Annotated in this window: 28 protein-coding genes; 16 read left to right on the top strand and 12 right to left on the bottom strand. The window is 36.5% G+C overall.

Features of this window, described 5'->3' with window-relative positions; translation table 11 throughout:
* Complete coding sequence (locus AC1M9F_RS03680; RefSeq protein ID WP_481590971.1) at positions 1–1,242, bottom strand: acyl-CoA dehydrogenase family protein; 1,242 nt, start codon at positions 1,240–1,242, stop codon at positions 1–3.
* Between the two features lie 89 nt (positions 1,243–1,331).
* On the opposite strand from AC1M9F_RS03680, the gene AC1M9F_RS03675 reads away from it, so the two are divergent.
* The 4 genes from AC1M9F_RS03675 (at position 1,332) to AC1M9F_RS03660 (ending at position 4,662) form a co-directional block, all read left to right on the top strand.
* Positions 1,332–2,246: a LysR family transcriptional regulator gene (locus AC1M9F_RS03675; protein WP_481597089.1), complete on the top strand. Its 915-nt coding sequence runs from the start codon at positions 1,332–1,334 to the stop codon at positions 2,244–2,246.
* A 106-nt stretch (positions 2,247–2,352) separates the two neighbouring features.
* On the top strand, positions 2,353–2,907 hold the full coding sequence (locus AC1M9F_RS03670) for a thermonuclease family protein (protein ID WP_481597088.1): 555 nt from the start codon (positions 2,353–2,355) through the stop codon (positions 2,905–2,907).
* Between the two features lie 100 nt (positions 2,908–3,007).
* Complete coding sequence (locus tag AC1M9F_RS03665) at positions 3,008–3,457, top strand: MarR family winged helix-turn-helix transcriptional regulator (protein WP_179997997.1); 450 nt, start codon at positions 3,008–3,010, stop codon at positions 3,455–3,457.
* On the top strand, positions 3,454–4,662 hold the full coding sequence (locus AC1M9F_RS03660) for an MFS transporter (RefSeq protein WP_481597087.1): 1,209 nt from the start codon (positions 3,454–3,456) through the stop codon (positions 4,660–4,662). Before AC1M9F_RS03665 ends, AC1M9F_RS03660 begins: the two co-directional genes overlap by 4 nt.
* Before the next feature lie 49 nt (positions 4,663–4,711).
* On the opposite strand, the gene AC1M9F_RS03655 is transcribed toward AC1M9F_RS03660, so the two are convergent.
* The 5 genes from AC1M9F_RS03655 to AC1M9F_RS03635 all read right to left on the bottom strand — a co-directional run bounded on the left by AC1M9F_RS03655 (position 4,712) and on the right by AC1M9F_RS03635 (position 9,891).
* Positions 4,712–5,314 carry a nitroreductase family protein gene (locus AC1M9F_RS03655; RefSeq protein WP_481597086.1) on the bottom strand — a complete coding sequence of 201 codons (603 nt, stop codon included), beginning with the start codon at positions 5,312–5,314 and terminating at the stop codon, positions 4,712–4,714.
* A 245-nt stretch (positions 5,315–5,559) separates the two neighbouring features.
* The gene (locus AC1M9F_RS03650; RefSeq protein ID WP_035267803.1) at positions 5,560–6,051 is read right to left on the bottom strand and encodes a hypothetical protein; all 492 of its coding nucleotides are present in this window, start codon (positions 6,049–6,051) and stop codon (positions 5,560–5,562) included.
* Positions 6,052–6,193: 142 nt separating this feature from the next.
* On the bottom strand, positions 6,194–7,132 hold the full coding sequence (locus AC1M9F_RS03645; RefSeq protein WP_481597085.1) for a DUF4760 domain-containing protein: 939 nt from the start codon (positions 7,130–7,132) through the stop codon (positions 6,194–6,196).
* A gap of 252 nt (positions 7,133–7,384) precedes the next feature.
* The gene (gene fumC, locus AC1M9F_RS03640) at positions 7,385–8,779 is read right to left on the bottom strand and encodes a class II fumarate hydratase (protein ID WP_481597084.1); all 1,395 of its coding nucleotides are present in this window, start codon (positions 8,777–8,779) and stop codon (positions 7,385–7,387) included.
* A 110-nt stretch (positions 8,780–8,889) separates the two neighbouring features.
* On the bottom strand, positions 8,890–9,891 hold the full coding sequence (locus AC1M9F_RS03635) for an NAD-dependent epimerase/dehydratase family protein (RefSeq protein ID WP_481597083.1): 1,002 nt from the start codon (positions 9,889–9,891) through the stop codon (positions 8,890–8,892).
* Positions 9,892–9,962: 71 nt separating this feature from the next.
* Here AC1M9F_RS03635 and tusD point away from each other — a divergent pair, with 71 nt between their 5' ends.
* Genes tusD through AC1M9F_RS03615 form a run of 4 tightly spaced genes read left to right on the top strand, consistent with a single transcriptional unit; the run spans position 9,963 to position 11,382 of the window.
* Complete coding sequence (gene tusD, locus AC1M9F_RS03630; protein ID WP_035267807.1) at positions 9,963–10,331, top strand: sulfurtransferase complex subunit TusD; 369 nt, start codon at positions 9,963–9,965, stop codon at positions 10,329–10,331.
* 44 nt (positions 10,332–10,375) lie between these two features.
* Positions 10,376–10,726, top strand: coding sequence for a hypothetical protein (locus AC1M9F_RS03625; protein ID WP_035267809.1), 351 nt, complete (start codon positions 10,376–10,378; stop codon positions 10,724–10,726).
* Between the two features lie 5 nt (positions 10,727–10,731).
* The gene (locus tag AC1M9F_RS03620) at positions 10,732–11,031 is read left to right on the top strand and encodes a DsrH/TusB family sulfur metabolism protein (protein ID WP_035267811.1); all 300 of its coding nucleotides are present in this window, start codon (positions 10,732–10,734) and stop codon (positions 11,029–11,031) included.
* Positions 11,032–11,058: 27 nt separating this feature from the next.
* Complete coding sequence (locus tag AC1M9F_RS03615) at positions 11,059–11,382, top strand: TusE/DsrC/DsvC family sulfur relay protein (protein ID WP_481597082.1); 324 nt, start codon at positions 11,059–11,061, stop codon at positions 11,380–11,382.
* Between the two features lie 247 nt (positions 11,383–11,629).
* Here AC1M9F_RS03615 and AC1M9F_RS03610 read toward each other — a convergent pair whose 3' ends face one another.
* Positions 11,630–12,001 (bottom strand): hypothetical protein, encoded by a 372-nt coding sequence (locus tag AC1M9F_RS03610; RefSeq protein ID WP_481597081.1) that lies wholly within the window; start codon positions 11,999–12,001, stop codon positions 11,630–11,632.
* Positions 12,001–12,351 (bottom strand): immunity protein Imm33 domain-containing protein, encoded by a 351-nt coding sequence (locus tag AC1M9F_RS03605; protein ID WP_035267817.1) that lies wholly within the window; start codon positions 12,349–12,351, stop codon positions 12,001–12,003. Before AC1M9F_RS03605 ends, AC1M9F_RS03610 begins: the two co-directional genes overlap by 1 nt.
* Before the next feature lie 152 nt (positions 12,352–12,503).
* On the opposite strand from AC1M9F_RS03605, the gene AC1M9F_RS03600 reads away from it, so the two are divergent.
* The 5 genes from AC1M9F_RS03600 (at position 12,504) to accC (ending at position 16,991) form a co-directional block, all read left to right on the top strand.
* On the top strand, positions 12,504–13,121 hold the full coding sequence (locus AC1M9F_RS03600; protein ID WP_257219868.1) for a LexA family protein: 618 nt from the start codon (positions 12,504–12,506) through the stop codon (positions 13,119–13,121).
* Between the two features lie 28 nt (positions 13,122–13,149).
* Positions 13,150–14,481, top strand: a complete 1,332-nt coding sequence (locus tag AC1M9F_RS03595) for a Y-family DNA polymerase (protein WP_481597080.1) — start codon at positions 13,150–13,152, stop codon at positions 14,479–14,481.
* Positions 14,482–14,717: 236 nt separating this feature from the next.
* Positions 14,718–15,173, top strand: coding sequence for a type II 3-dehydroquinate dehydratase (gene aroQ, locus AC1M9F_RS03590; RefSeq protein WP_035267826.1), 456 nt, complete (start codon positions 14,718–14,720; stop codon positions 15,171–15,173).
* An 18-nt stretch (positions 15,174–15,191) separates the two neighbouring features.
* On the top strand, positions 15,192–15,611 hold the full coding sequence (accB, locus tag AC1M9F_RS03585) for an acetyl-CoA carboxylase biotin carboxyl carrier protein (protein WP_035267829.1): 420 nt from the start codon (positions 15,192–15,194) through the stop codon (positions 15,609–15,611).
* A 15-nt stretch (positions 15,612–15,626) separates the two neighbouring features.
* Complete coding sequence (gene accC / locus AC1M9F_RS03580) at positions 15,627–16,991, top strand: acetyl-CoA carboxylase biotin carboxylase subunit (protein ID WP_035267832.1); 1,365 nt, start codon at positions 15,627–15,629, stop codon at positions 16,989–16,991.
* 82 nt (positions 16,992–17,073) lie between these two features.
* On the opposite strand, the gene AC1M9F_RS03575 is transcribed toward accC, so the two are convergent.
* Positions 17,074–17,556: a hypothetical protein gene (locus AC1M9F_RS03575; protein WP_035270703.1), complete on the bottom strand. Its 483-nt coding sequence runs from the start codon at positions 17,554–17,556 to the stop codon at positions 17,074–17,076.
* A gap of 252 nt (positions 17,557–17,808) precedes the next feature.
* Here AC1M9F_RS03575 and AC1M9F_RS03570 point away from each other — a divergent pair, with 252 nt between their 5' ends.
* A complete protein-coding gene (locus AC1M9F_RS03570; protein ID WP_481597079.1) occupies positions 17,809–19,275 on the top strand; it encodes a GGDEF domain-containing protein in 1,467 nt (488 codons plus the stop codon).
* A gap of 4 nt (positions 19,276–19,279) precedes the next feature.
* Here the strand turns inward: AC1M9F_RS03570 and AC1M9F_RS03565 are convergent, their stop codons facing one another.
* Positions 19,280–20,443 carry an MFS transporter gene (locus tag AC1M9F_RS03565; RefSeq protein ID WP_481597122.1) on the bottom strand — a complete coding sequence of 388 codons (1,164 nt, stop codon included), beginning with the start codon at positions 20,441–20,443 and terminating at the stop codon, positions 19,280–19,282.
* Positions 20,444–21,048: 605 nt separating this feature from the next.
* On the opposite strand from AC1M9F_RS03565, the gene AC1M9F_RS03560 reads away from it, so the two are divergent.
* Positions 21,049–21,234, top strand: coding sequence for a hypothetical protein (locus AC1M9F_RS03560; protein WP_481597078.1), 186 nt, complete (start codon positions 21,049–21,051; stop codon positions 21,232–21,234).
* A 65-nt stretch (positions 21,235–21,299) separates the two neighbouring features.
* Positions 21,300–21,524 (top strand): hypothetical protein, encoded by a 225-nt coding sequence (locus AC1M9F_RS03555; RefSeq protein WP_481590017.1) that lies wholly within the window; start codon positions 21,300–21,302, stop codon positions 21,522–21,524.
* 451 nt (positions 21,525–21,975) lie between these two features.
* Here AC1M9F_RS03555 and AC1M9F_RS03550 read toward each other — a convergent pair whose 3' ends face one another.
* Both AC1M9F_RS03550 and AC1M9F_RS03545 read right to left on the bottom strand, forming a co-directional pair.
* Positions 21,976–22,740: an N-acetylmuramoyl-L-alanine amidase gene (locus AC1M9F_RS03550; RefSeq protein ID WP_481597077.1), complete on the bottom strand. Its 765-nt coding sequence runs from the start codon at positions 22,738–22,740 to the stop codon at positions 21,976–21,978.
* Positions 22,737–23,051, bottom strand: coding sequence for a hypothetical protein (locus AC1M9F_RS03545; RefSeq protein WP_481592616.1), 315 nt, complete (start codon positions 23,049–23,051; stop codon positions 22,737–22,739). Before AC1M9F_RS03545 ends, AC1M9F_RS03550 begins: the two co-directional genes overlap by 4 nt.
* Positions 23,052–23,074: the final 23 nt, after the last annotated feature.

The following is a 23,074-nucleotide window of genomic DNA, read 5'->3' as shown; positions in this document are numbered from 1 at the left end:
TTATTGAGAATGACGAGTTGAAAAACCACGTTTCGCAAGTTCCAATTTTGCAATCATGCCTTTATGCACCTCATCTGGCCCATCTGCCAAACGTAATGCACGCGCTTGTGCAAAAAAACCTGTCAATGGCGTATCTCTAGATAAACCTGCACCGCCGTGAATTTGCATTGCCATATCGACAACTTTTTCCAAAACACTAGGTGCAACGACTTTAATTGCAGAGATTTCAGTGAGTGCAGCCATATTGCCCAGTTTATCCATTTTATATGCCGCATATAAGGTCAAAAGACGTGCTTGATCGATGGCAACACGCGCTTCCGCGACTCTTTCCAAATTACCACCAAGTTTCAAAATTTCCTTACCGAATGCTTTTCTTTGCATTCCACGATCAATCATTAATTCCAATGATTTCTCAGCAGCACCGATACAACGCATGCAATGATGAATACGTCCTGGACCAAGTCGCCCCTGTGCAATCTCAAACCCTTGACCTGCTCCACCAATAAAATGAGTGACTGGAACACGAACATTATTAAAGGTTACTTCTCCATGACCGTGTGGCGCATCATAATCACCAAATACAGGTAACATTCTTTCAATTTTTACGCCCTCAGTTTCAACTGGAACTAAAACCATTGAATGTTGTTGATGTCGACCTTTATTTGCGTCTGGTGTATGTGCCATAAATATAATGATTTTTGCATTAGGATCGCCTAAACCCGAAGACCACCATTTGCGTCCATTTAAAACAATTTCGTCTCCCTCAATTACAGCAGTGGCTTGCATGTTCGTCGCATCTGAAGAAGCAACTTCTGGTTCAGTCATGCAAAATACGGATCGAATTTTTCCGTCTAAGAGAGGTTTTAACCATTGCTCTTTTTGTTGTTCTGAGCCATAGCGCCAAATTAACTCCATATTACCGCTATCTGGCGCATTACAATTGAAAACCGTAGGAGCCAATAAACTACGGCCAGTTAACTCAGCAATGTGTGCATATTCTTGAACTGTTAAACCTTGACCAAATTCTGGGTCTGGTAAAAAAAGATTCCACAAATTTTGCGATTTAGCTTTTTGTTTGAGTACTTCAAGTTCTGCTGGCCACATCCATGATGTCCAATCATCACTTGAATTTAATTGATGAGCTTTATGCCAAAATTCTTGTTCTATAGGCTCTATTTCGTCTTGAATAAAGCGTTGTGCTAAATCATAAAAGTGTTTAGCTTTTTCCGTTAATTGAAACATTAATCCCTCGAACTATATTCTCATCACGCTTTACATCAACATAGCTTGAAACCTACTATGAATGAAATGATTTATTTAAATATTACTTTATGAATAGAATTCATCAGGAATCTGTGGATCTGAGCGCTTTTTCACACATTGATATCAATCTATATCCATTATTTATTGCGATATACGAACATCAAAGTATCAGTAAAGCCGCAAATTTGATGTGTATTACACAATCTGCAGCCAGTCACGCTTTACAGCGATTAAGATTACAATTGAAAGATGATCTTTTTATCCGAAGTGGTATAAAGATGGTTGCGACACCCTTTTCACATCAAATTTATCCACGAATAAAAGAAACATTAATCGCAATTCAGCATATCTCTACTCATCATATATCTTTTGATCCACTGACGATTCAATCTATTCGTATAGCAATTCATGATGAAATTGAGCCTTTAATTTTTCCGCAGTTAATCCGTCATTTTCGTGATTTAGGACTAGCAACACGGTTTCAAAGTATCAAATTAGATCGAACTAATTGGGCAAAAGATTTATTGTCACAGCAACTTGATTTAGTGGTCGATCTTCAACAGAAAGTTGATGAGAAAATTTATTTTAACCCTTTAGTGAATGATCGCTTTGTCATATGTGGTTTGACAACCATCGAAAATTTAGAACAATACAAACATGCCCAACATATTGGTGTTTCATCAAGGCATTCTGGTGTGCTTATTGAAGATTTACATTTTAAAAAGTTGAATATTCAACGTGATATTTTTTTACGCTGTCAACACTATTCAACAGCACTACAAATTTTGAAGGAGTATCCTGACACATTGCTAACCTTACCTTTTAGTATTTTAAAAAATTTGAAATTACCTCAAGATTTAAAAATTTCTGAACTCCCTATTGAACTGCCTCTAATGAAAATGGGAATTTATTGGAATTCACAATTAGCATCACACCAAAAGTTTGAGTATTTAATTTCAGAAATTAATAAAATTTTTGCTTAGGCTATTTAGTAGAAAATCTGTGTGAACACCATCTGTTCAATATTGAATCAAACACTCACTTGGAGTTGATTTATCATATTAAGGCTTGTTTTCTCTTGTATTTTCTATGTTTGATCAACTCCCTGCATCATGGCTCATTGGGCTTGGTGCAATTTTATGCTTGTTACTTCTTATTATCTTCAGACAAATATGGATTTATCTTCTTCAAGTATTTAAACCTTTTAAAAAAGGAAAAACTTATTGGTGCCGTGTTACAGCGGTGAGTGATGGTGACACCCTCTCCTGCCATCGTTTGAATTTTAGACGTTCTAAAACTAAATTACGCTTTGCTTTTGTAGATGCGCCTGAATCTAATCAAAGTTACGGGCTTGAATCCCAACGCTTAGTTAAGAAAATGGTTCAAGGTAAAATTGTTCGTGTAAAAATCACGGATATTGATCGTTATGGACGTTGCGTGGGTGTGGTCTACCGCTATCGCAAGAATATGAATGAAGAATTAGTGAGGCGTGGTGGTGCGTGGGTTTACGAAGAATACATACGTGATCCAAAGCAATTAAAATATATGATCTCGCTACAAGATAGTGCAAAACGCAATAAACGAGGTCTCTGGCGCGGGACCCGTCCTATTCGACCAAGTACTTTTAGAAAACAAAAAAACTAATATTTTCAGTACCCTGATTATCAATAAGTGCATTATGCTTGATTCGTCTAATAATTGAGCGTAAATTCAAGCCAACAAACTAGTTAGCTTGGTTAACTATATGCAAAACTCTCCCAAATTCCGTGTCGTATTGCTGCGAAGTGCGCGACTCTTTAGTGACCGTTTAAATGATATCTTGGCTCAATACCAACTGAACTATTCAATGTGGCAGTTGATTTATCATATCTATGATCATGACTCCATCACTTCAATTGATTTGGCTCATGAACTCAATGTTTCGAAACCATCAATTGCAAAACGCATTAATACTTTACATAAATTAGATGTTATTCAGTTTTTAGAATCATCTGATAAACGCCAAAAATTAATTCAATTAACCGAAAAAGGTAGAGATCTTTATCAAATTTGTACAATTCAGATTGATCAATTTGAACAACAGTTTTTGAATCAAGTAAATCCTGAAGACATTGCTCAAAGTGCTGAGACACTTCAACTGTTTTTGTCTATTTTAGAGCGTTATAAAAGCTTAAATATCGTGGAGGAGTTATGAGTACTTCCTCAAATCAAGTTAATCAGCCTCTTTGGACACGTAACTTTATTTTGGTCAGTTTAATTAACTTTCAATTGGTACTGACTTTTTATCTTCTCGTCATTGTCATTGTGGGATTTTCGATAGCAGAACTTGGAGCGACGACGGCGCAGGCTGGTTTAGTATCAGGATTTTTTATTGTGGGTACACTGATTGGTCGTTTATTGGTGGCTAAATTCCTCGTTAAATTCGGTTCTAAAGTCACCATGCTGTTCGGACTCACTGGATTTCTCATATTTTCAGGCTTTTATTTTCTCCATTTAGAGGTTGGAACTTTATTAATCGTTCGATTCTTGCATGGCTTTATGATGGGGGTTGCCTCCACCGTATTTGGCACAATTATCGCTCAAATTATTCCCGCAACCCGTCGTGGTGAAGGTATAGGTTACTACAGTATGAGTAGTACTTTAGGAACTGCAATTGGACCATTTTTGGCAATCTGGCTAATGCTTCATGTCAGTTACAACATTATTTTTGCCCTATCTTCAATCCTTGCAGTTTTATGTTTAATTACAGCTTTATTTATTCAAGTTCCTCAATTGCAACAGGTTTCGTCTATACCTGATCAGGCCCATACTCAAAATAGTTTTCTATCTCAATATATTGAAAAGAGCGCCTTACCCATTGCTCTGATCATGTTGGTAAGCTCCCTCTTTTACTCTGGTGTTCTATCGTTTATTAATTTTTATGCCAAAGAAATTGATCTGGTTGAAGCAGCATCATTTTTCTTTCTCATTTATGCGTTGACGATTCTGCTCTCTCGTCCTATTACGGGACCACTGATGGATAAAAAAGGCGAAAATATAATTATGTATCCGGCCTTTCTCATTATGGCACTTGCATTCTTCTTGTTAAGCCAAGCTAACAGTTCGGGCCTTTTGTTGATTTGCGCAGGATTATTAGGTTTAGGCTACGGTAATATCCAGTCAATTTGCCAAACAATTGCAGTGAAAAGTACTAGTTTGGAACGAATGGGATTTGCAACCTCAACTTATTTTATCTTTTTAGATGCAGGTTTGGGATTCGGTCCTTATTTCTTAGGTTTAGCTTTAGATTTGATCAGTTACCAACAACTCTATTTATATAGTGCTATGGGTACTTTATTTTGCATTGTCTTATATTATGTATTACATGGGAATAAAGTTAGAAATATGAATATTGCTTAGGCTATTTATGGGTTTAAAAAAAGCACTCCAATGAGTGCTTTTCCATATTTTATTTAAACATTTTAAAACGTGTGGCGTCGTCAATATAGCCTTTATCGAAAGCCTCTCCTTCTTTAGATCCAAATACCAATTGTGCGCGTAGTTTCCACGAAGCCGGTACAGCCCATTCAGATTGGACTTGATCATCTACAATCGGATTATAATGTTGAAGGTTTGCACCTAAACCTTCTGTATGTAAAGCTGTCCAAACCGCAAACTGTGCCATTGCTGTTGAATGTTCCGCCCAAATTGGGAAGTTTTCCGCATACGAAGGATATTTCTCTTGTAAGTCAGTGATTGTATCCATTTCTTCGAAAAATAATACAGTGCCTACGCCTGCAGCAAAGCTATCCATTTTTGCAGAAGTTTTTGCTGCACTCGCCTCGTCCTTCGCATATGACTTTAGCTTCTCTTTCACAAAGCCCCAAAACTTTTCATGTTCAGCGTTAAATAAAATCACCGCACGTGAAGATTGAGAGTTAAAAGATGATGGGCTTTGTTTAATCGCATTCTGAATAAGATCTGTTAAGTACTCAGGAGATTGTTCAACTGCTTTTCCTAAAGCATAAATCGTACGGCGTTTTTGAATTAAATCTAAAAATTGATTCGACATTTTCTGAAATCCTTTGGTATTTCCTCGGGGAAATACGATACTCTGACCTTTAATTCATTAGAAATACTTAACCAAAGATTAAATATTCAACAAATCAAATATGTTGTAGTGTTACATTAAGCATTTATCAGACCAACATCTATCCATTTTGAACCCTAATTCGAAGATTTGATTTTATTCGTATTTTTTTTACCCAATAGTAAAAAGCCCTCCATGATAGAGGGCTTTTCTTGGCATATGTAAGCTTAAAATTTAGCCTCAAGAACCTGAGCCGATACTTGGTTTTTCCATAGGGAGCGTAAGGTTGGCAAATAGAATTTTTCACCTAACTCTACTAATTCAGCATCAATCGCCGTATGAACTTCATGCATGAACAAATAGTCTAAATCTACCGTACTGAGCTTAGGTTGTTCTTTAGAAAACTTTGCTCTTTTTTGTTGAGCAGTTTTTACTAGCTGATCTGCAAATTCACGATTTTTGAATTGTGTAATGGCATTTAGACGCAGTTCAATAACACCCCAACCTGTCAGTAGAAGTTTGAACGTTTCAAAATCTTTTGTTGTTGATTCCCACGTCATGTCTTCTAGATTTTCATCTTTAGGCAGAACAGGAAGTAGTAATTCCATGATACTTGGGAAGATTTTTTTAAAGTTAAGAATAAATTTAACAGGATGTTCACCTGGATAATCTTGAAATTGAACATTTTTTTGAACATCTGTTAAATATATATCGAGCATTGAAAATTTCCGTAGATTGGCTGTCTTAAGTCTAAGATAAGAACTTTGATACAACAGCAATTAAAAGCAATGTGTATTTTAACAATTGTGACGAGTTAATCAATCTCATAATAATTACATGACTATGTGATGAAGTTTTTACTTATTTTTTTAATGTTTTACAGTTATCGCATAATAAATCTTCCTCCGTTGAATATTTCGTTAATTTCTCTATTAATCTCATGATAGCTATCATTATTAGCCACCCTGAGCCCGTTAAAATTGTTAATGTAATGTTCCGAAGATTATTAAATTTATGTTTCTTTCTATTCTGAACTTCATCATCAATACCTTGCTTACAATTGATACATTCTGGTTCTTTGTTCTCTTCCCACCTTTTATGCAAAATTTCGAGTTGATTGTAAATTTTAGGACTATCAATCTCTCTTAAATATTCAATTACTGGTTGGAAGAGGTTGTAATTAGCTTTAAGTATTGATTTGAAACTACTTTTTATTAATTCTTCATCTAAGTTGTTATGTCTGATTCCAATTGCTACAAATTCCAAAAAATTTAATAAATATGTTACAGCCGATTTTTCCTCATCTTCCAATGAATTAAATTTTTCTCTAGTCAATTGCACTTTATCTTTCGACTCTACGTTTTGATCCTTCCCCAAATTCCTTCTTATTTTGGTTGCAATATCAACCTTAGCAATATACGCAGTAGAATTCCTACTATTCATCAATACTTGTACTGAATGACTTCTTATAGTGTTTATAATTTGCACCCTTGAAGTAAAAATCCAACCAAAAACGGCAGCTATAGCTGCTAAAACCGTAACTAATGCTGTCGTTTTAAACTGCCCATCTGTATTTTCTATATCAAAATTTAGAAATTTATAATCTTCAAAAAAACTTTTCCAAATTAATATTTCTACAAACGTGATACCTAATAAAATTAAGATGAGAAGGAGTTGATTACTACTTCTAATCTTAATAAAGAAATTATCTCTACGATAAATATAAAAATAGGCAATTACAGTGACATATGGAATAATCAAAAGATAAGTATAAAAGTAATTCAATTTTATTTTACTCAAAAATAAAGCACCCTAATGGATGCTTTATTACACAAATTTAAATGAGTCTCAACCTAATCCATAGCCTTCTTCAAGGATTAGACGAGCTTTATAATTATTCATGATTGTCTCCTTTATAAAAGCCTTAAGTGACGTATGAAAGGTCGTTATATAAATAGTATTCTGAAATGAATAATTGGTCAATATATTAAAGACAGTTGCTTGTCAATATATGTTATCAACATTCAAATCATAAAATTCACCAAATCAAAATCACTTCACATTAGGTGAAACCATATTCTCAGGTACAACGACTTCATCAAACTGCTCAGCTGTGACTAAATTCAGCTCTACAGCAACTTGTTTCAGAGTCTTTCCTTCCTTATAGGCAGTTTTCGCAACCTTAGCCGCGTTTTCATAACCAATCACAGGATTCAATGCAGTAACTAACATCAACGAGTTATGCAAGAAATAATCGATCTTATCTTGGTTTGGCTCAATCCCCACAGCACAATGCTCATTAAAGCTATTACATGCATCACCTAGCAGTTGAATTGATTGCAGTAAATTATAAGCAATAACCGGCATAAAAACATTTAGTTCAAAATTACCTGAAGCACCAGCGATATTAATTGTCGTGTCATTACCCAAAACCTGCGCAACAACCATCGTCATAGCTTCACTTTGAGTAGGATTCACCTTACCTGGCATAATACTCGAACCTGGTTCATTTTCAGGAATACGAATCTCCCCAAAACCACAACGAGGACCACTCGCTAACCAACGAATATCATTGGCAATCTTATTTAAACTCGCAGCAAGTGTTTTCAGTGCGCCAGAAGCAAATACTGCAGCATCACGTCCTGCTAGTGCTTCAAACTTATTTGGTGCAGTCACAAAAGGTAAACCCGTAAGCTCAGCCAATTTTTTTGCTGCATTTATAGCATAATCAGGATGAGCATTTAGACCTGTACCGACAGCTGTACCACCTAATGGCAATTCATATAACCCTTCTAAAGCTTGCTCTAGACGCTTTAATCCATGATCGAGTTGGGATACGTAACCACTGAATTCCTGGCCTAAAGTTAACGGCGTTGCATCTTGTAAATGTGTACGCCCAATCTTAACGATATTTGAAAATTCTTGAGACTTCTGATGTAAAGTTTCACGTAAAGCTTGAACTGCTGGAATCAGTAACTCATTGATCTGTAAACTAGCAGCGACATGAATCGCTGTTGGAAATGAATCATTTGTAGATTGAGCTCGATTAACATGATCATTTGGATGAACGGGTTTCTGTGCTCCAAGCGGATTACCCAGCTTTTGATTCGCAATATTTGCAATGACTTCATTACAGTTCATATTACTTTGAGTACCAGAACCTGTTTGCCATACCACTAATGGAAATTGACTGTCCCATTGCCCCGTAATCACTTCTTCTGCAGCACCCACAATATAATTCGCCAATTCAGCAGGAATCTGATTTAACTCAGCATTAGTAAGTGCAGAAGCTTTTTTGACCAGCCCCATACCACGGATCATCGCACGAGGAAGTCGCTCACCACCAATTTTGAAATTTTGCAAACTGCGCTGGGTTTGAGCCCCCCACATCGCATCACTTGGTACTTCTACATCACCCATCGTGTCGTGTTCTATACGTGTTTGCATATCAGCCTCAAATATTTCGCTATTCCTTGGAAGAATCATGTTTGATTCGGATTCATCCACCGTTGATTTGATGCTAATCAAAAAACCCATAAATGTAAATGATTATCATTTTAATTATTAAAGGTGCTTTGATAGTATCGCCATTGATCTTCAATCATTTGTTCTAGTGATCGATGTGCTTTCCATTGCAATAATTCTAATGCTTTTAAACTATTCGAACCAATTTGATCTAATTCTTGGAAAACATAATCAGTTTCCTCAGTTCTAATTTTTGTTTCAGTCACTTTTTCTACAGTATTAATCAAGTTTTGAATTGAACTTGGCTGACCTGCGATATCAAATGCTTCGCACGTTGATCTTTGATTAAATAACCACTTTAAAGTTGCAATGACTGCCTCGCACACATCAATGACATGCACAAAACTTCGTTCAACCGTTTGGTCTTTTGTCTTGGCATTCTTTTGTAATTGAATGGAATCGCGCTGCATGGCTGCGATTTGTAACACCAAAGGCAAAATATTTTTAGGTAAAGGGGCAACCACTTCACCCAAAACTCCATGTTCAAAAGCACCAGCTACATTTGCTAGTCTCAGGATCGCAATACTCCATTCTTCGTCCGTTTTAGAGGTATCACGGATGATCTCTTCGATCATTTGCTGGGATTTAATATAAGGGTTTGGATTGGCAAAATTGAGAGGATGTTCTTCATTTAAATTCAAACTCGAAGTGCCATAAACCGCCATACTTGAAAGATGCAATAATGTTCGTACACCAGTTCGTTGCATTGCACGCATCAGACTCATAATGCAACTGACATTATCATTATAATATTCAAGCGGTTTTAAGCGAGACTCCTCTAAAGACTTAAATCCTGCAGTATGTATAACAGCACGGATTGAGTACTGCTCAAAAACTTTATTCAGAGCAGGCGTATTTCTAACATCTAGTTTTACAAAAGGTACATACATCCCAGAAATGTATTCAAGACGTTCAAGCGTTTGTAAATTCGCATTGGCAAGATTATCTACAATGACGACTTCTTGACCATGTGCCAATAAGCTTAAAACAACGTGTGAACCTATAAAGCCTAATCCACCTGTCACTAAAATCATTGTATACTACCTTTTTGTTTAAAAGCCTGAACAAGCTATTTTCAGTTTGATCACCCTATGCGAAGTTTTAAATGAGTACGTTATTACTAATTACCTCGGCACCTAGCTCAATCCATGCTTGGCATGCATTAGGACTCGCACAATCATTGCAAGCGAAAGGCGAAATTTTTCGAGTTTTCTTTTATCAAGACGGCGTTCAAGTTGCAAACAACTTACAGTGGTCGCCAGATGATCAAAGAAGTCTCACACAAGAGTGGCAAAAATTAAATATCAAACTTCCTGTTTGCGTAAGTGCTGCCCTAGCACGTGGAATCACTGATGCTGAAAATGCTCAACGCCATCACATTGAGTCCCATAATCTGGCTGAAGGTTTTCAGCTGGTAGGACTCGGTGAATTGGCAGATGCTGTCTCATCTTCAGCACGTCTAGTTCAATTCTAAATTATTCATTTTTCATTGATTGTTGCAATTGAAAGGTAAATTGTGTGAAATCTGTACTGGTTATATTAACCCAATCAAATCTCAACTCGCTACAAGTTCATGAGAGCCTTTCTGCAACCATGGTTTTAGCAACTTTTGGCGCTGAAGTAAAAGTTTTATTGCAAGGCGCAGCCTTAAGTTTACTCCGTTCCGAATTAAGCTTCGAACCCATTAAACATGCGTTTAAACTGGCTTCCAACCTCGTCGATAGCTTTGAGTTTTATGATCTAAGCCCTATTTTGGTTGAATCAAATCAACAAGATAATCCCTTTGTTCAACATACTACGCATGAAATTAAATTTATTGAATTTAATAAAGAGTTAATTCAAAGCTTTGACCATGTACTGTATTGGTAACTCATATGACCGATAAAACGCTTTATTTAATACAATCTCAATTTGCAAATACTGAACATTGTATTCAACAGGTTCAAAAAACACTGGATACCAATGATGCTTTAGTGCTTATGGGGGATGCGGTGTTGGCATTGTTTACACCATCTGTACTTACGATTCAAAACAAGGTCTACGTTTTAGATCGAGATGCTGAGTTATTACCTTCGCATCTATTGAACGGCGAGTATTTTCAAATTGAAGTGATTGATTACACCACTTTTGCAGATATCATTCTGGGCTTTACACGCTGTATTAGCCTTAAATAAAACAAATTTATTGACTTAGGTTTTACCATGACCACTGAATTATCCCTTGAACTCGATCAAGATGGTCATTTAGTTGACTATACCATTTGGAATGAAAATGTAGCGCAAGTACTCGCGAATACGCTCGAGCTTGAGCTAACAGCTTGGCATTTCGAAGTATTGCATGCGGTGCGTCAGTTCTACGCTCAATTTGGTCATTCTCCTGCAACTCGTCCCTTAATCAAATTTTTAATGAAACACGTCAGCGCTGACATTAATAATGCAGTATTGCAAGAAAAGTTTAAAACAGGCCTAGTTGCTCGCCATCTAAGTCGATTAGCCGGAATACCAAAGCCTGCCAATTGTCTGTAAACCAAAACTACTTTTTGATTTACATAGCATATCGAGTCAGTTCGTAGCTTTAAAAAATGAATTAATCAGTGAAATAGACATTAAAAAACCCGCTATGCAGCGGGTTTAGACATCACCTAGACTAATGATGGTTAAGATGTCGCGTGTCAATCAGGGAAATTGGAATACGTCAACTCAACGCAAAAAATTATAATAAAGTTCGAGTTATCAATTCAGTCCAAATTCATATCAATATCTGACAAATTTGCTAGTTTGCGCTACACCAATCATCAATTGTCATGCCCGATTGTTGAAAACTCGTAGATTGCTGATTTAAATAAAATTGCGCAATACGTTTCATTACATGTGCTTGTTCAACTTGAATAAACTCGTCTGCTAAACCAACAATGTTTAGATAGGCCTTTAACCTTCCACATAAAGCAAGTTGTTGCTCCATCGGTGTGGCTGTACTGTGTTCATCATCTAAAATCTGCTTGGTTTGTTCGATCAGCTGCATTTCATGATCCAGTTTTTGCTGATACACCATCTGTTGTGCATCAATCAAATCATTCGCTACAACCTGTTGTGATACAAAAAAACTTAAACCTACAAAAATCAACCTCACCCATAACATGCACATTAGATTCCTAAATCAGGCTCAGCTTTCCAAACATCCTCATAATCATCTCGATCAATCATAAAACGGAAACCTGTTTCCAATGCAAGAAATGGAATTGCGTCGGGTAAAATTTCTTCAAGCTCTTTCACCGTCATCGTCTCAAAAAAATCTTCGCCCTCGCCTAATTCACCACCATAAATAAACCATGCCACTTTCTCACCTGGTTCAGGCTTATTACGCAAACCGACGATTGGCTCTTGATCTAAAGTATGCTTAGCCACAGCAACAACATCATCTTCATTCACTTTGATGTAAGCAGAATCAAACTCCTCACAGACTAATTTTTGCTCTTCAATAAAATCTTGCAACATGGATGATTCCATTTTCATCATAAATTCAGACCTAATTTTAAGCATAGTGTCGTATAAGCACAATCAATCCGACGAAACAATCTGTTTTTACAATGTTTTTTTTGCTATCTTGATTTTGTTACATATTCAAGATTAAATGGGGGGAATTTCATATGAGCAGCAATTCAAATATTTCAGCAACAAATACCGCTTCTCTACATGGTGGTAAACGTGCCAATGCAGGTCGAAAATCACAGTTTTCAGAAAAAACAGTAGTAATGCGTGTTCCTGAATCAAAAGTGATTCAAATTAAAGAATGGTTAAAAATACGACCTGAAGATGATTTCAATCAACAAATTGAAATTTCACCAATCCAATTTAGAACACGTTTAAAAATTGCCTATCCTATTGAATCTGTGGCAGCAGGCTTCCCTTCCCCAGCACAAGATTATGTAGAAGGACATATTGATCTAAATGAATACTTGGTTCACAACGTAGCATCTACTTTTATACTACGCGTAAATTCTTTATCAATGAAAAATGCAGGGATTGAAGTTGGTGATCAAATCTTGATTGACCGGAGTTTGAATGCAGAACATGGTGATATCGTCTTGGCGCTGATTAATAATGAATTCACAGTAAAAAGATTAATGTTAGAAAAACAAAATGATGGAACGATCCTTTTATGGTTAAAAGCCGAGAATCCAGACTACCCTGACATCTATCCTCGTAGCGAAGAACAAATCATGGTCTGGGGTGTAGTGACTTGTATTTTAAAAAAACTGAAATAAATTGATCTAAGCAGTTCACCCTACTCCTATGCAAAATATTTATCATCAAGAGATTTTTGCGCTCATTGATATTAATAACTGCTATGTCAGTTGTGAGCGTGTATTTAATCCAAGTTTAAATGGTCAACCAGTCGTTGTTTTAAGTAATAACGATGGTTGTGTCGTATCCCGTAGTGAGGAAGCGAAAGCTCTCAATATTGGCATGGCCGTGCCATGGTATGAAATTGAAAAAGATATGCTTAAAGCTGGTGTTAAAGTATTCTCAAGCAACTATGCCCTCTACGGCGATATGTCTAGTCGTTTTTTCACTATTTTAGAGCAACACTTTCATGCAGATTCAGATTTAGAGCCCTATTCAATTGATGAATGTTTTATTCGTCTAACACATTATCAAAATCTTTTTGATTTAGAAAAATTTTGTCGAGAATTAGTCGACCGTATTCAACAATGGATCGGTTTACCTTGTTGTATCGGGATTGGTTACAGTAAAACACAAGCTAAACTCGCCAATCACTTTGCCAAAAAACGTTCTGGTTTTAACCGAGTGTGTTCTTTATTGGATTTGGATCCATGCAGTTTTGATCAATTACTTATAGAAACCTCAGTATCGGAAATTTGGGGCGTAGGTCGAAAAATTAGTAAACAACTTGAAAGTTACGGTATTTATAATTGCTATGACTTAACTTTTGCCAATGAACACTATTTGATGAAGCAGTTTTCAGTGCTCATGGGGCGTACCATTCGTGAGCTAAAAGGTCAATCCTGTATTTCACTAGAAGATCCTGATTTACCGTCTAAACGAATCTTAGCATCACGAAGTTTTGCATCAGCATTAAAGGATAAAGCATTAATCAAGCAAGCCATGATTTTTCATTTAAGTCGGGCTCATGAGCGTTTAACCAAGCAAGAACAATTATGCGCCTGTGTCCATGTGTCTCTTTATGAAAAAATTCCAGTAAAACCATTCAAGAAATCACATTCTCATGTAATTGGTTTGGAATATCCGACGGATGATTTATTAATCCTGACCCATGCAGCACAACAGCAAATTGATGTTTTATTTAAAGAAAATATACGTTATGTAAAAGTTTCCGTCATGTTTTCTGCTTTGAGTGCTAAAAAAACACATACACATGACCTTTGGCAGCCTCATGATTTAATCCAGCAGCGAGATTCACTCATGACAACAATTGGCGCTATGAAAAACCGCTTTGGAAAGCATTGTATTCAAGTGGGCTATCATACCAATCAACAACAATGGAAAATGAAGCAATTGCACCACTCTCCACGCTATACCACCTCATGGTCAGAAATGCTGACTATTGATGACTCACATATGGCGGTTACACAAAACAAATGAATACTTTTGGTCAATTCGGTTTAAAATAGCAGACTCGAAGAATTAAAAGAAAAATGTAATTTTTTAACATTGCCAATTGACTGCAAAGTTCTCAAAATACAGCTCATTGACGACATTGTTTTTTTGCTATTTTTGAAACAAAATATAAATGAAAAGCTTAAAAACATGCCATAATATGCAAACTTTGCAGACATCTTGCAAGGTTATATTGCAACTTTCATATTGGAGCTGTCTTCATGAGTTCGACCATTTTGGTCATACATGGACCAAATTTAAATTTGCTAGGAAAGCGAGAACCTGAAGTTTACGGACATTTAACTTTAGACGATATCAATCATCAACTCATACAGCAAGCTCAAGAAAGTTCAATTCAACTTGAAACCTTCCAAAGCAATTGGGAAGGTGCCATTGTCGACCGAATTCATCAAGCCCAAATTGATGGTATAAAATTTATCATCATCAATCCTGCTGCACTGACCCACACCTCAGTAGCAGTACGTGATGCCCTATTAGGTGTTGCGATCCCATTTATTGAAGTTCACCTTTCAAATGTTCACGCACGTGAAGCATTTAGACACCACTCTTATCTCTCAGATAAAGCTGTCGGTGTCATTTGTGGACTAGGCGCACAGGGTTATTCATTTGCATTAACTCATGCCGTGCAAAAAATTCAAACTTCTACACATCTTTAACCTTAGGAATACGAATTCATGGATATTCGCAAAATTAAAAAGCTCATCGACTTAATGATTGAATCGGATCTTCAATCTATTGAAGTAAAAGAAGGTGATCAATCCATTGCTTTAGCGCGTCGTAATCCTATCGTAGCCGCTGGTGTTGCACCAATACAATCTGCTGCGCCAGAAGCTCCAGTTGTGAAACCAGCTTCTCGTGGTGCTGTTGAAACCTCACCAATGGTTGGCGTGTTCTATGCTGCACCAAGTCCAGGCGAAGCACCATTTGTAAATGTAGGACAAACTGTTTCAGCAGGCGAAACGCTTGGAATTATTGAAGCAATGAAAATCATGAACCCAATTGAGGCAACTCAAAGTGGTGTGATTGAAGAAATTTTAGTTAAAAATGGTGATGTAATCCAATTCGGTCAACCTTTATTCCGCTACCGCGCGTAATCGTTGGGGGTTGGTATGTTGCAAAAAGTTCTCATTGCCAACCGAGGTGAAATTGCACTGCGTATTACACGTGCTTGCAAAACACTCGGTATTAAAACAGTCGGTATCTACTCGGATGCCGATAAAGACCTCATGCATTTACGCTTTGTTGATGAAGCCGTTTGTATTGGTCCTGGTGCAAGTAGCGAAAGTTATCTAAATATTCCTGCAATTATTACAGCAGCGGAAGTGACTGGTGCAGATGCAATTCATCCAGGTTATGGCTTTTTATCAGAAAATGCTGAATTTGCTGAGATTGTAGAAAGTTCTGGTTTTATCTTTATTGGTCCACGTCCTGAACATATTCGCCTTATGGGGAATAAAGTGTCAGCGATTATGGCGATGCGTAAAGCTGGTGTACCAACCGTTCCAGGTTCAGCTCATGCTGTAACACCAAACAATGCCTTGGCCGAAGCAAAAGAGATTGGCTTCCCACTTATCGTTAAAGCTGCTGCTGGTGGTGGCGGTCGCGGTATGCGAATTGTTGAACGTGTTGATACACTGTTGGAGTCTGTACAAGCAGCTCAACGTGATGCTGAAATGTGGTTCGGTGATGATACGGTTTACATGGAACGTTTCCTTCAAAAGCCACGCCATGTTGAAGTACAGGTGATTGGCGATGGTAATGGTCACGCCGTACATTTATATGATCGTGACTGTTCATTACAACGCCGTCATCAAAAAGTGCTTGAGGAGGCTCCTGCTCCGAACCTTCCAGAAGAAGCTCGTGCTGAAATTTTAGCAGCTTGCGTAAAAGCATGCGAATTAATGCAGTATCGTGGCGCAGGCACGTTCGAATTCTTATTTGAAGATGGTGAGTTCTTCTTTATTGAGATGAATACACGTGTTCAAGTAGAACATCCTGTGACTGAAATGGTAACGGGTGTCGATATTATTGAACAACAGCTTCGTGTAGCCGCTGGTCTTGGTTTAAATCTAGAACAAGATCAAATCAAAGTACACGGTCATGCAATTGAATGCCGTATTAATGCAGAAGATCCAACCACCTTCCTCCCATCACCAGGTAAAATCGAGCAATTCTACACACCAGGTGGTGCAGGCATCCGTTTAGATTCTCATATCTATCCAGGTTATAGCATTCCACCTTACTATGATTCGATGATTGCTAAATTAATCGCACATGGTAAAGATCGCGAAACCGCTTTGGCACGTATGAAACAAGCCTTAGATGAAATGATCTTAACTGGAATCAAAACCAATATTCCGCTACACAAAGATCTCATCCTTGAAGATAAGAACTTTGCAGAACAGGCTATGGATATTCACTACTTAGAGAAACATTTGTTGAAACAGGTACAAGGACATAGCGAAGCTGAGTAATTACAGCTTTACAAGATGAATAAAAAAGCCTCTTTTTCAGGAGGCTTTTTTTTATTGAAGAATACGCTGGAAAGATTTTAGCTCATGGCAATATACGATTAAGTTTTGCAAAACATTGTCCACCCTTTTCAGATGCACAGAAATTGATTTGATTCGGATTGTCCCATTTTACAAAATATTGAGACAAATCTCCTGCCTGATCTACTTGATTACCAGAGCAGTCTTTTTCGTTGTTCTCATAATTGACTTGCATGACCAAGGTAGGCAACAAGCCCGAAGAGCTGTCTTGAGATGGTTGATACTCAAATAAACCGACCGACCACTCTTTAGCACTATTCACGACCACCTCATTGTTACCACGGAAATTATAATACTCAACACATTTTTTATTATTTGGAATTTCCATTCCCCATAAACCTAAAATTTCTGGGCGCATGTTGATTCGAATATTATTTTCAGGCTGTTGTAAATCAGCACCTTTAGCTTGCGCTTGGACATTTTGATCGGCAGAAGAAAAAGACGTCATTAATAAAAGTAAAGGTGCAAAAAAAACTGTTTTTTTCATACAACATCTATAGGTCAACGTTTAGAGCTAAATTAGCACATTTCAGCAAGAAAACTCATAGAATTAACGTGATAAGAACAATTTTATATAAGAAAATGAATTCCCTATTGATGAAATTTAAATCATCAGCAGTTTAATGCGATCTATTGATTTATTAGTGCAAAAATATATTCTTATCAGAATAATATTCATTCTATACCTCACAGAAAGCTTAAAAATATAAGATTTTATGCAAGGGAATATACGTTAAGTATGACCATATGGATACGAACAGAGCTGATTAAAAACAATGCACAATCTTTTTTGATTGTCATGCTCATCATTACACTTTGTGCTTTGGCTGGAATACTTGGTCGACCTCTCTCATTTCTCGCAATTTTCTGGCCTGCAAATGCCGTACTACTTGGTCTTTTTTTAAGATTTAGTTATCTCAATAATCTTGGTGGCTGGCTTGGGGCCTTTTCTGGGTATATGCTTGCAGACCTAGGTACTGGCAACACTTTACAACTTACTTGGTTGTTAACTCTTGCTAACTTGCTAAACCCATTAGTGACCTTATACCTACTGAACCGGTTAAAAATCAATTATCAAGAATTCAATAAAGGTCTTACATTTGTTTACTTATTTTTAATTAGTGCTTTTGGAGGGTGCCTAGCGAGCCCAACCTTTGCGATTTTAACCATCCCTTATGTTCCTAACAGCTTTATGGAGCTCAGCCGTATTTGGGTTGATTTTGGCATGTGGTGGAGTGGTGAAATTCTTAACTTTGTCGCTTTTTTACCTATTGTTCTCGCATTACCAAGCAAAACTACAGTTCAACAATATTTTGTAAATCAAAAAAATCAACGTTTAAGTTTGCCCCTTGTCTTACCCTTCATATTTGTTGTTGTATCTGTAATTCTAACTCACTTTTTTATTGGCCCTGGCGCCATCATGTTCCCGATCGGAGCACTCATCTGGGCAGCATTAACCTACAATTTATTGTTGGTTGCAATCATCAACTGCTTTGTATGTATGTTCTTATACAACAGCTTAAGTGCATATTATCTAACAGAATCTCCAGAAGCATTTATTTCGACAACACTGTCTGTTCGCATCGGTCTTTTCATGCTGGCTTTAGGCCCACTAACATTATCAATTATTAGTTTGAATCGCCAAAAGCTATATCACCAAATATTATATTTAGCGAACCATGACAGTTTAACAACGACTATGAATCGCCGATATTTTTATGAAGAAAGCGAAAAGACGATAGACTCAACTCATAGGGAGGCGAAATCCAATATTCACAGCGTGTCTATTCTACTACTCGATATTGACCACTTTAAAAAAATTAATGATCAATATGGACATGAAATAGGTGATATTGTTCTCAAAGACTTTAGCAATATCGTCAGATCTCAAATTAGATCAAATGATTTATTCGGTAGAGTTGGCGGTGAAGAATTTGCCATCTTAATTAAAGATAGTAACCTACCAGCCTGCATTGAAATCGCACAGCGTATATGCGACCGCGTGGCAGAAACACCGATTATGATCAGGCAAAATCAACATCTCAATATTAGTGTAAGCATAGGTTTAAGTTATCAACAACTTCCGTCTGGCACCCCATTCCAACAATTGATTAATCGTGCAGACGTTGCCCTTTATCAAGCGAAATCTGCAGGACGAAATAGATTATGCGTGGATCCGGAATTACTATTTACTCAAACATCATAAGTCACTATCTTGCTTCAGTGGGCTTGAGATTTGGTAAAGCGGATAAAAATATGAAACCAATCAACGTTGAAGCTCCTGCAATGATAAAAATATAGCTGCCAGAAATCAGCTCCCAATATTGTCCTGCCAATACGCTTCCAGATGCCACACCCAAGCCCCACATCGTACTATACAAAGCTTGAGCTCTACCCTGCTGCCCAGCAGAAAAGTGCTCAAAAATAATGCGCATCGCCAATAAGTGAAATAAACCGAAACTGAATGCATGCATTGTCTGGGAGAGAAATTGGAGAACAAAACTTTCAGGAAATAAACCAACAATCAAAAACCTAAGCCCAGTCATCCATAAACAGATCGCAACCAAATGACGCCATGTAAAACGATTTAAAAAAAATGATGCATAGGCAAACATCATGATTTCAGCAATAACACCTGTTGACCAAAGAAATCCTGTTGCTGTGGTACTAAATCCAGATGACTGTAAGTAATTGCTATAAAAACTATAGAATGGTGCTTGAGCAAACAACATAATGAACTCAATTAAGAAAATTGCTTTCACAACTGGTTGTTTTAAAACTGGAATAATGGATTCAAGTGTTTTTTGGGCTTTTGGTGCGCCCTTCGGTTCTTTTACTGTAAATGACCATAAGAACGCTAGAAATGAAATACTCAGTAATAAAATCGGGAGATATTGAATATCAATAATTTCAAGAATTAGACCAATAAAGAAAACACCAACAATAAACCCAATCGATCCCCATTTTCTCACTTTGCCATAAAGTTCATTTCGATTTTCGCCTAACCAAAATAATGTAACGCCTTCAAATTGAGCAAGTATCGCATTTTGAAAAAAGCTGAAGATCAACATTAACAAGGCAATTGATTGAAAATTATTGGGTATAATAAAAATGAGGAACCATATACTCGCTTCCATCCATGTTGCGATTCGCACCAATAGCATTCTTTTACCCGTTTTATCCGCCACCCACCCCCAAATAAACGGCGCAAAAAAACGTGTCATGATTGCAATTGCACTAAGCCACCCAATCTCTAAAAAGCTAAATCCCTGATCTTGCAGATATAGACTCCAATACGGCATGAAGGTACCGACAATCGCATAGTAGAAAAAGTAGAATCCACCTAGTTTTGTTTTAATTGGCAACGCTTGTATCATAATGCAATTACCAGTATTTTCAATAAGTTAATATCATTTAATAGTTGCATACATTTGTTACCACTTAGGTGTAATTGCACTTCATCAGTCTACAAATCAGTCTACAAATTTATTTTTTTGTAGACTCTTCATTTTTTGTAGACTGAAGATATTTACGTCTTAGAAAATAATTCTGTGATCATTTTCATCAGAATTAATTGTTAGTAAGTTACTAAAGAAATTTTATACTTTACCTATAAGGTTTCCTACCCAATTTTGCTATTTCTCTTTTTTGAGAATTCAGCGGATAGCATAACTTGCAAAGTATTGAAAAAATTTCAATCTATAGATTGAATCGTACTAGACTGGGGTAATAGAGTTTGATGAGGAGATTACTGCTAAATTGCTAATGTAAAAATTTATGACAATGCATGAGTAAGAGTTTTTATAAATTACAAATATATTAATTTAAATATTATATTAATAATCGATTAATATCAGGCACTCATAATAAATATTTCTAAAACTATAAATCTTGATACATATTCAGGGTATCTATTAATAAATATAAGGCACATGCTGAGTTTGTCGATAATACTATTGACAATTCAAGGACAATCATTATGTCAAATTTCACAAAGTCAAGTGACTCTAAAACCCAGCAACAGAACCAGCAACAATCAAATCCTGCAGGCGATAATACGCAAAAAGCTCAGCAAGAAAAAAATAAGGAACAGCAATTAAATGCTGAGAACAGACAAACTAAAGATGCTCCGAAAGAGCATACTGAGGTCGAAGTTAAAAAATAACTTATAACTCAGAATTCTTAAATCATTTAAAAGGTTTAACTCCTTTTAGGTGATTAGGATAAATAATGAATATTGTTAAAGTTAAAGTCCATAAAATGTATGAAAACTTTCACAGAAATCCAGCTATTCAATATGTTGGTTTTTTTGATGATAATAATGTATTAATCAGCTTATACGATAACAATAATATTAAACTCATTAATAAAATCGGGACGTTGCAATGGGTAAGCATTGCTACTAATCAAGCTTACTTTGTTGAAATACCAGATTATATTAGTGCCGAGAATTAAACTCATGATGATTAAATACCCTCAAGTAATCCTCGTTTTTCACAAAGAGTCAAACCACAGTGATCGTAGATGTGCTTGGGCAAACTATAATTATCAAGGGAAACTAAATAACATTACAGATTTTTATGGCCAGAATTTATCTCTTTACGATGGCAATAAAGTTGTCATCGATGGTGATATTTGGGTTCTGGAAAGTCATCTACACAAGGTATATAGAGATAGAGGTCGCAAATGAAAAAAATTCTAAGTGCATTCGATTTAAAACGTAATTTATATTTCAGAAAATTAATGCTCGATGGTGATTACAAACAAAATGTATATGATTTAAAGCATAGGAATAATTATGATTTATATGTATATAAATTAATAGATAGTGAATCAGGCAGAAAACTGTACTTTAAAAATTTTATTATATTTAAATAAATTAGCCCTCATTTAGAGGGCTATTCCTTTACTGATTAGCGATAATTACTTTTGAGATTTCCCTTGCAATCAACCATGCTTGATCTTGAATTAGCTTTGCTTCAGCATCATTAGAGATAAAGCCAACTTCAAGAATTAAACCTCCATTTTGTACGAAAGCCAATTTGCCTCGAGCCGATTTAGATTGATCAATCCAGCCACTATCTCCACGAAGTCGTGAACCTGTGATTTTCTGAACGGCTTTAGAGATCTGTTGAGCCAATTTCTTATCTTTAGGTAATGAGATTGTTTCAATACCAACAGCAGTTTTGTTTGCTGCTGCATTCATGTGAATCTCTAGAGCAATTTTAGAGCCTTTGATCAATTTGAGTGCTGAAGACAATGGATCGTTCTGAGTGCCGATACCATCAGTTTTAACCTGTAAGCCCGCCTGCTTTAGGTAATAAGCTAAAGCATTTCGAATGGTTACAACAAAATCGGCTTCTTTAAGATTGCCATTTACCGCACCAGGATCAGAATTTGAATGCCCTGCTGTTACAGTTACAAACTGATTAATGCTATGCAGTTCAGGTTGAGCCTTCAAGCGAGCAAGAATTATAGCTACACCAACAAAACACCCGACAAATTCTTTCCATTGTTCGGGAATGTAGGTTTTTAGCTCTGGTGGAATAACATTCCACACCTGTACAAACTGATCACAGAATAAAATTAAGGCATAAAAAAAGGCGCTAAATGCGCCTACTTGTACTGACTTGAGTTTCCAAGCCTGTTTCCAATTTTCAATTAATTTCATTTTCTATCCTCTCTGAGGCTTTTCATAATAGCCACATCTTGTTTGAGTTGATTGATTGTATTAATGGTCCACGAAGCACTAGTTATAGATATGCCGAGTAGAATAGTTGATGCCCATTTAAGTAAACCTATCGCACCTTGAGCACGATTGTTTTCACGCTCTAGGGCTTCAATCTTGATCCGATGCTGATCAAGTGCTTGGTGATACCCTTTGTTAATGGCATTTGATTCAATAAGTTGTTCAGACACTTTTTGGAGTTTGTCTGTTACTTCATTTAATTTTTTCCAAATTGATGCACTAGGTTCATTCACTAACGCCCCCTTAAAATTGGCAA

This window comes from Acinetobacter sp. ANC_7504 (assembly GCF_056779995.1).
The sequence above is the reverse complement of the archived record's forward strand: the minus strand, read 5'-3'. Positions and strand labels throughout refer to the sequence as shown.

What these genes read in the sequence shown, in the direction of transcription:
- AC1M9F_RS03610 (WP_481597081.1), bottom strand. Translation starts at nt 12,001, where the DNA reads ATGTGCATGTTATGGGTGAGGTTGATTTTTGTAGGTTTAAGTTTTTTT.
- fumC (WP_481597084.1), bottom strand. Translation starts at nt 8,779, where the DNA reads ATGCAAACACGTATAGAACACGACACGATGGGTGATGTAGAAGTACCA.
- AC1M9F_RS03560 (WP_481597078.1), top strand. Translation starts at nt 21,049, where the DNA reads ATGTCAAATTTCACAAAGTCAAGTGACTCTAAAACCCAGCAACAGAAC.
- AC1M9F_RS03670 (WP_481597088.1), top strand. Translation starts at nt 2,353, where the DNA reads ATGTTTGATCAACTCCCTGCATCATGGCTCATTGGGCTTGGTGCAATT.
- AC1M9F_RS03615 (WP_481597082.1), top strand. Translation starts at nt 11,059, where the DNA reads ATGACCACTGAATTATCCCTTGAACTCGATCAAGATGGTCATTTAGTT.
- accB (WP_035267829.1), top strand. Translation starts at nt 15,192, where the DNA reads ATGGATATTCGCAAAATTAAAAAGCTCATCGACTTAATGATTGAATCG.
- AC1M9F_RS03595 (WP_481597080.1), top strand. Translation starts at nt 13,150, where the DNA reads ATGCAAAATATTTATCATCAAGAGATTTTTGCGCTCATTGATATTAAT.
- AC1M9F_RS03550 (WP_481597077.1), bottom strand. Translation starts at nt 22,740, where the DNA reads ATGAAATTAATTGAAAATTGGAAACAGGCTTGGAAACTCAAGTCAGTA.
- AC1M9F_RS03575 (WP_035270703.1), bottom strand. Translation starts at nt 17,556, where the DNA reads ATGAAAAAAACAGTTTTTTTTGCACCTTTACTTTTATTAATGACGTCT.
- AC1M9F_RS03555 (WP_481590017.1), top strand. Translation starts at nt 21,300, where the DNA reads ATGAATATTGTTAAAGTTAAAGTCCATAAAATGTATGAAAACTTTCAC.
- AC1M9F_RS03655 (WP_481597086.1), bottom strand. Translation starts at nt 5,314, where the DNA reads ATGTCGAATCAATTTTTAGATTTAATTCAAAAACGCCGTACGATTTAT.
- accC (WP_035267832.1), top strand. Translation starts at nt 15,627, where the DNA reads ATGTTGCAAAAAGTTCTCATTGCCAACCGAGGTGAAATTGCACTGCGT.
- AC1M9F_RS03635 (WP_481597083.1), bottom strand. Translation starts at nt 9,891, where the DNA reads ATGATTTTAGTGACAGGTGGATTAGGCTTTATAGGTTCACACGTTGTT.
- AC1M9F_RS03605 (WP_035267817.1), bottom strand. Translation starts at nt 12,351, where the DNA reads ATGTTGCAAGATTTTATTGAAGAGCAAAAATTAGTCTGTGAGGAGTTT.
- AC1M9F_RS03600 (WP_257219868.1), top strand. Translation starts at nt 12,504, where the DNA reads ATGAGCAGCAATTCAAATATTTCAGCAACAAATACCGCTTCTCTACAT.
- aroQ (WP_035267826.1), top strand. Translation starts at nt 14,718, where the DNA reads ATGAGTTCGACCATTTTGGTCATACATGGACCAAATTTAAATTTGCTA.
- AC1M9F_RS03675 (WP_481597089.1), top strand. Translation starts at nt 1,332, where the DNA reads ATGAATAGAATTCATCAGGAATCTGTGGATCTGAGCGCTTTTTCACAC.
- AC1M9F_RS03570 (WP_481597079.1), top strand. Translation starts at nt 17,809, where the DNA reads ATGACCATATGGATACGAACAGAGCTGATTAAAAACAATGCACAATCT.
- AC1M9F_RS03665 (WP_179997997.1), top strand. Translation starts at nt 3,008, where the DNA reads ATGCAAAACTCTCCCAAATTCCGTGTCGTATTGCTGCGAAGTGCGCGA.
- tusD (WP_035267807.1), top strand. Translation starts at nt 9,963, where the DNA reads ATGAGTACGTTATTACTAATTACCTCGGCACCTAGCTCAATCCATGCT.
- AC1M9F_RS03650 (WP_035267803.1), bottom strand. Translation starts at nt 6,051, where the DNA reads ATGCTCGATATATATTTAACAGATGTTCAAAAAAATGTTCAATTTCAA.
- AC1M9F_RS03660 (WP_481597087.1), top strand. Translation starts at nt 3,454, where the DNA reads ATGAGTACTTCCTCAAATCAAGTTAATCAGCCTCTTTGGACACGTAAC.
- AC1M9F_RS03620 (WP_035267811.1), top strand. Translation starts at nt 10,732, where the DNA reads ATGACCGATAAAACGCTTTATTTAATACAATCTCAATTTGCAAATACT.
- AC1M9F_RS03680 (WP_481590971.1), bottom strand. Translation starts at nt 1,242, where the DNA reads ATGTTTCAATTAACGGAAAAAGCTAAACACTTTTATGATTTAGCACAA.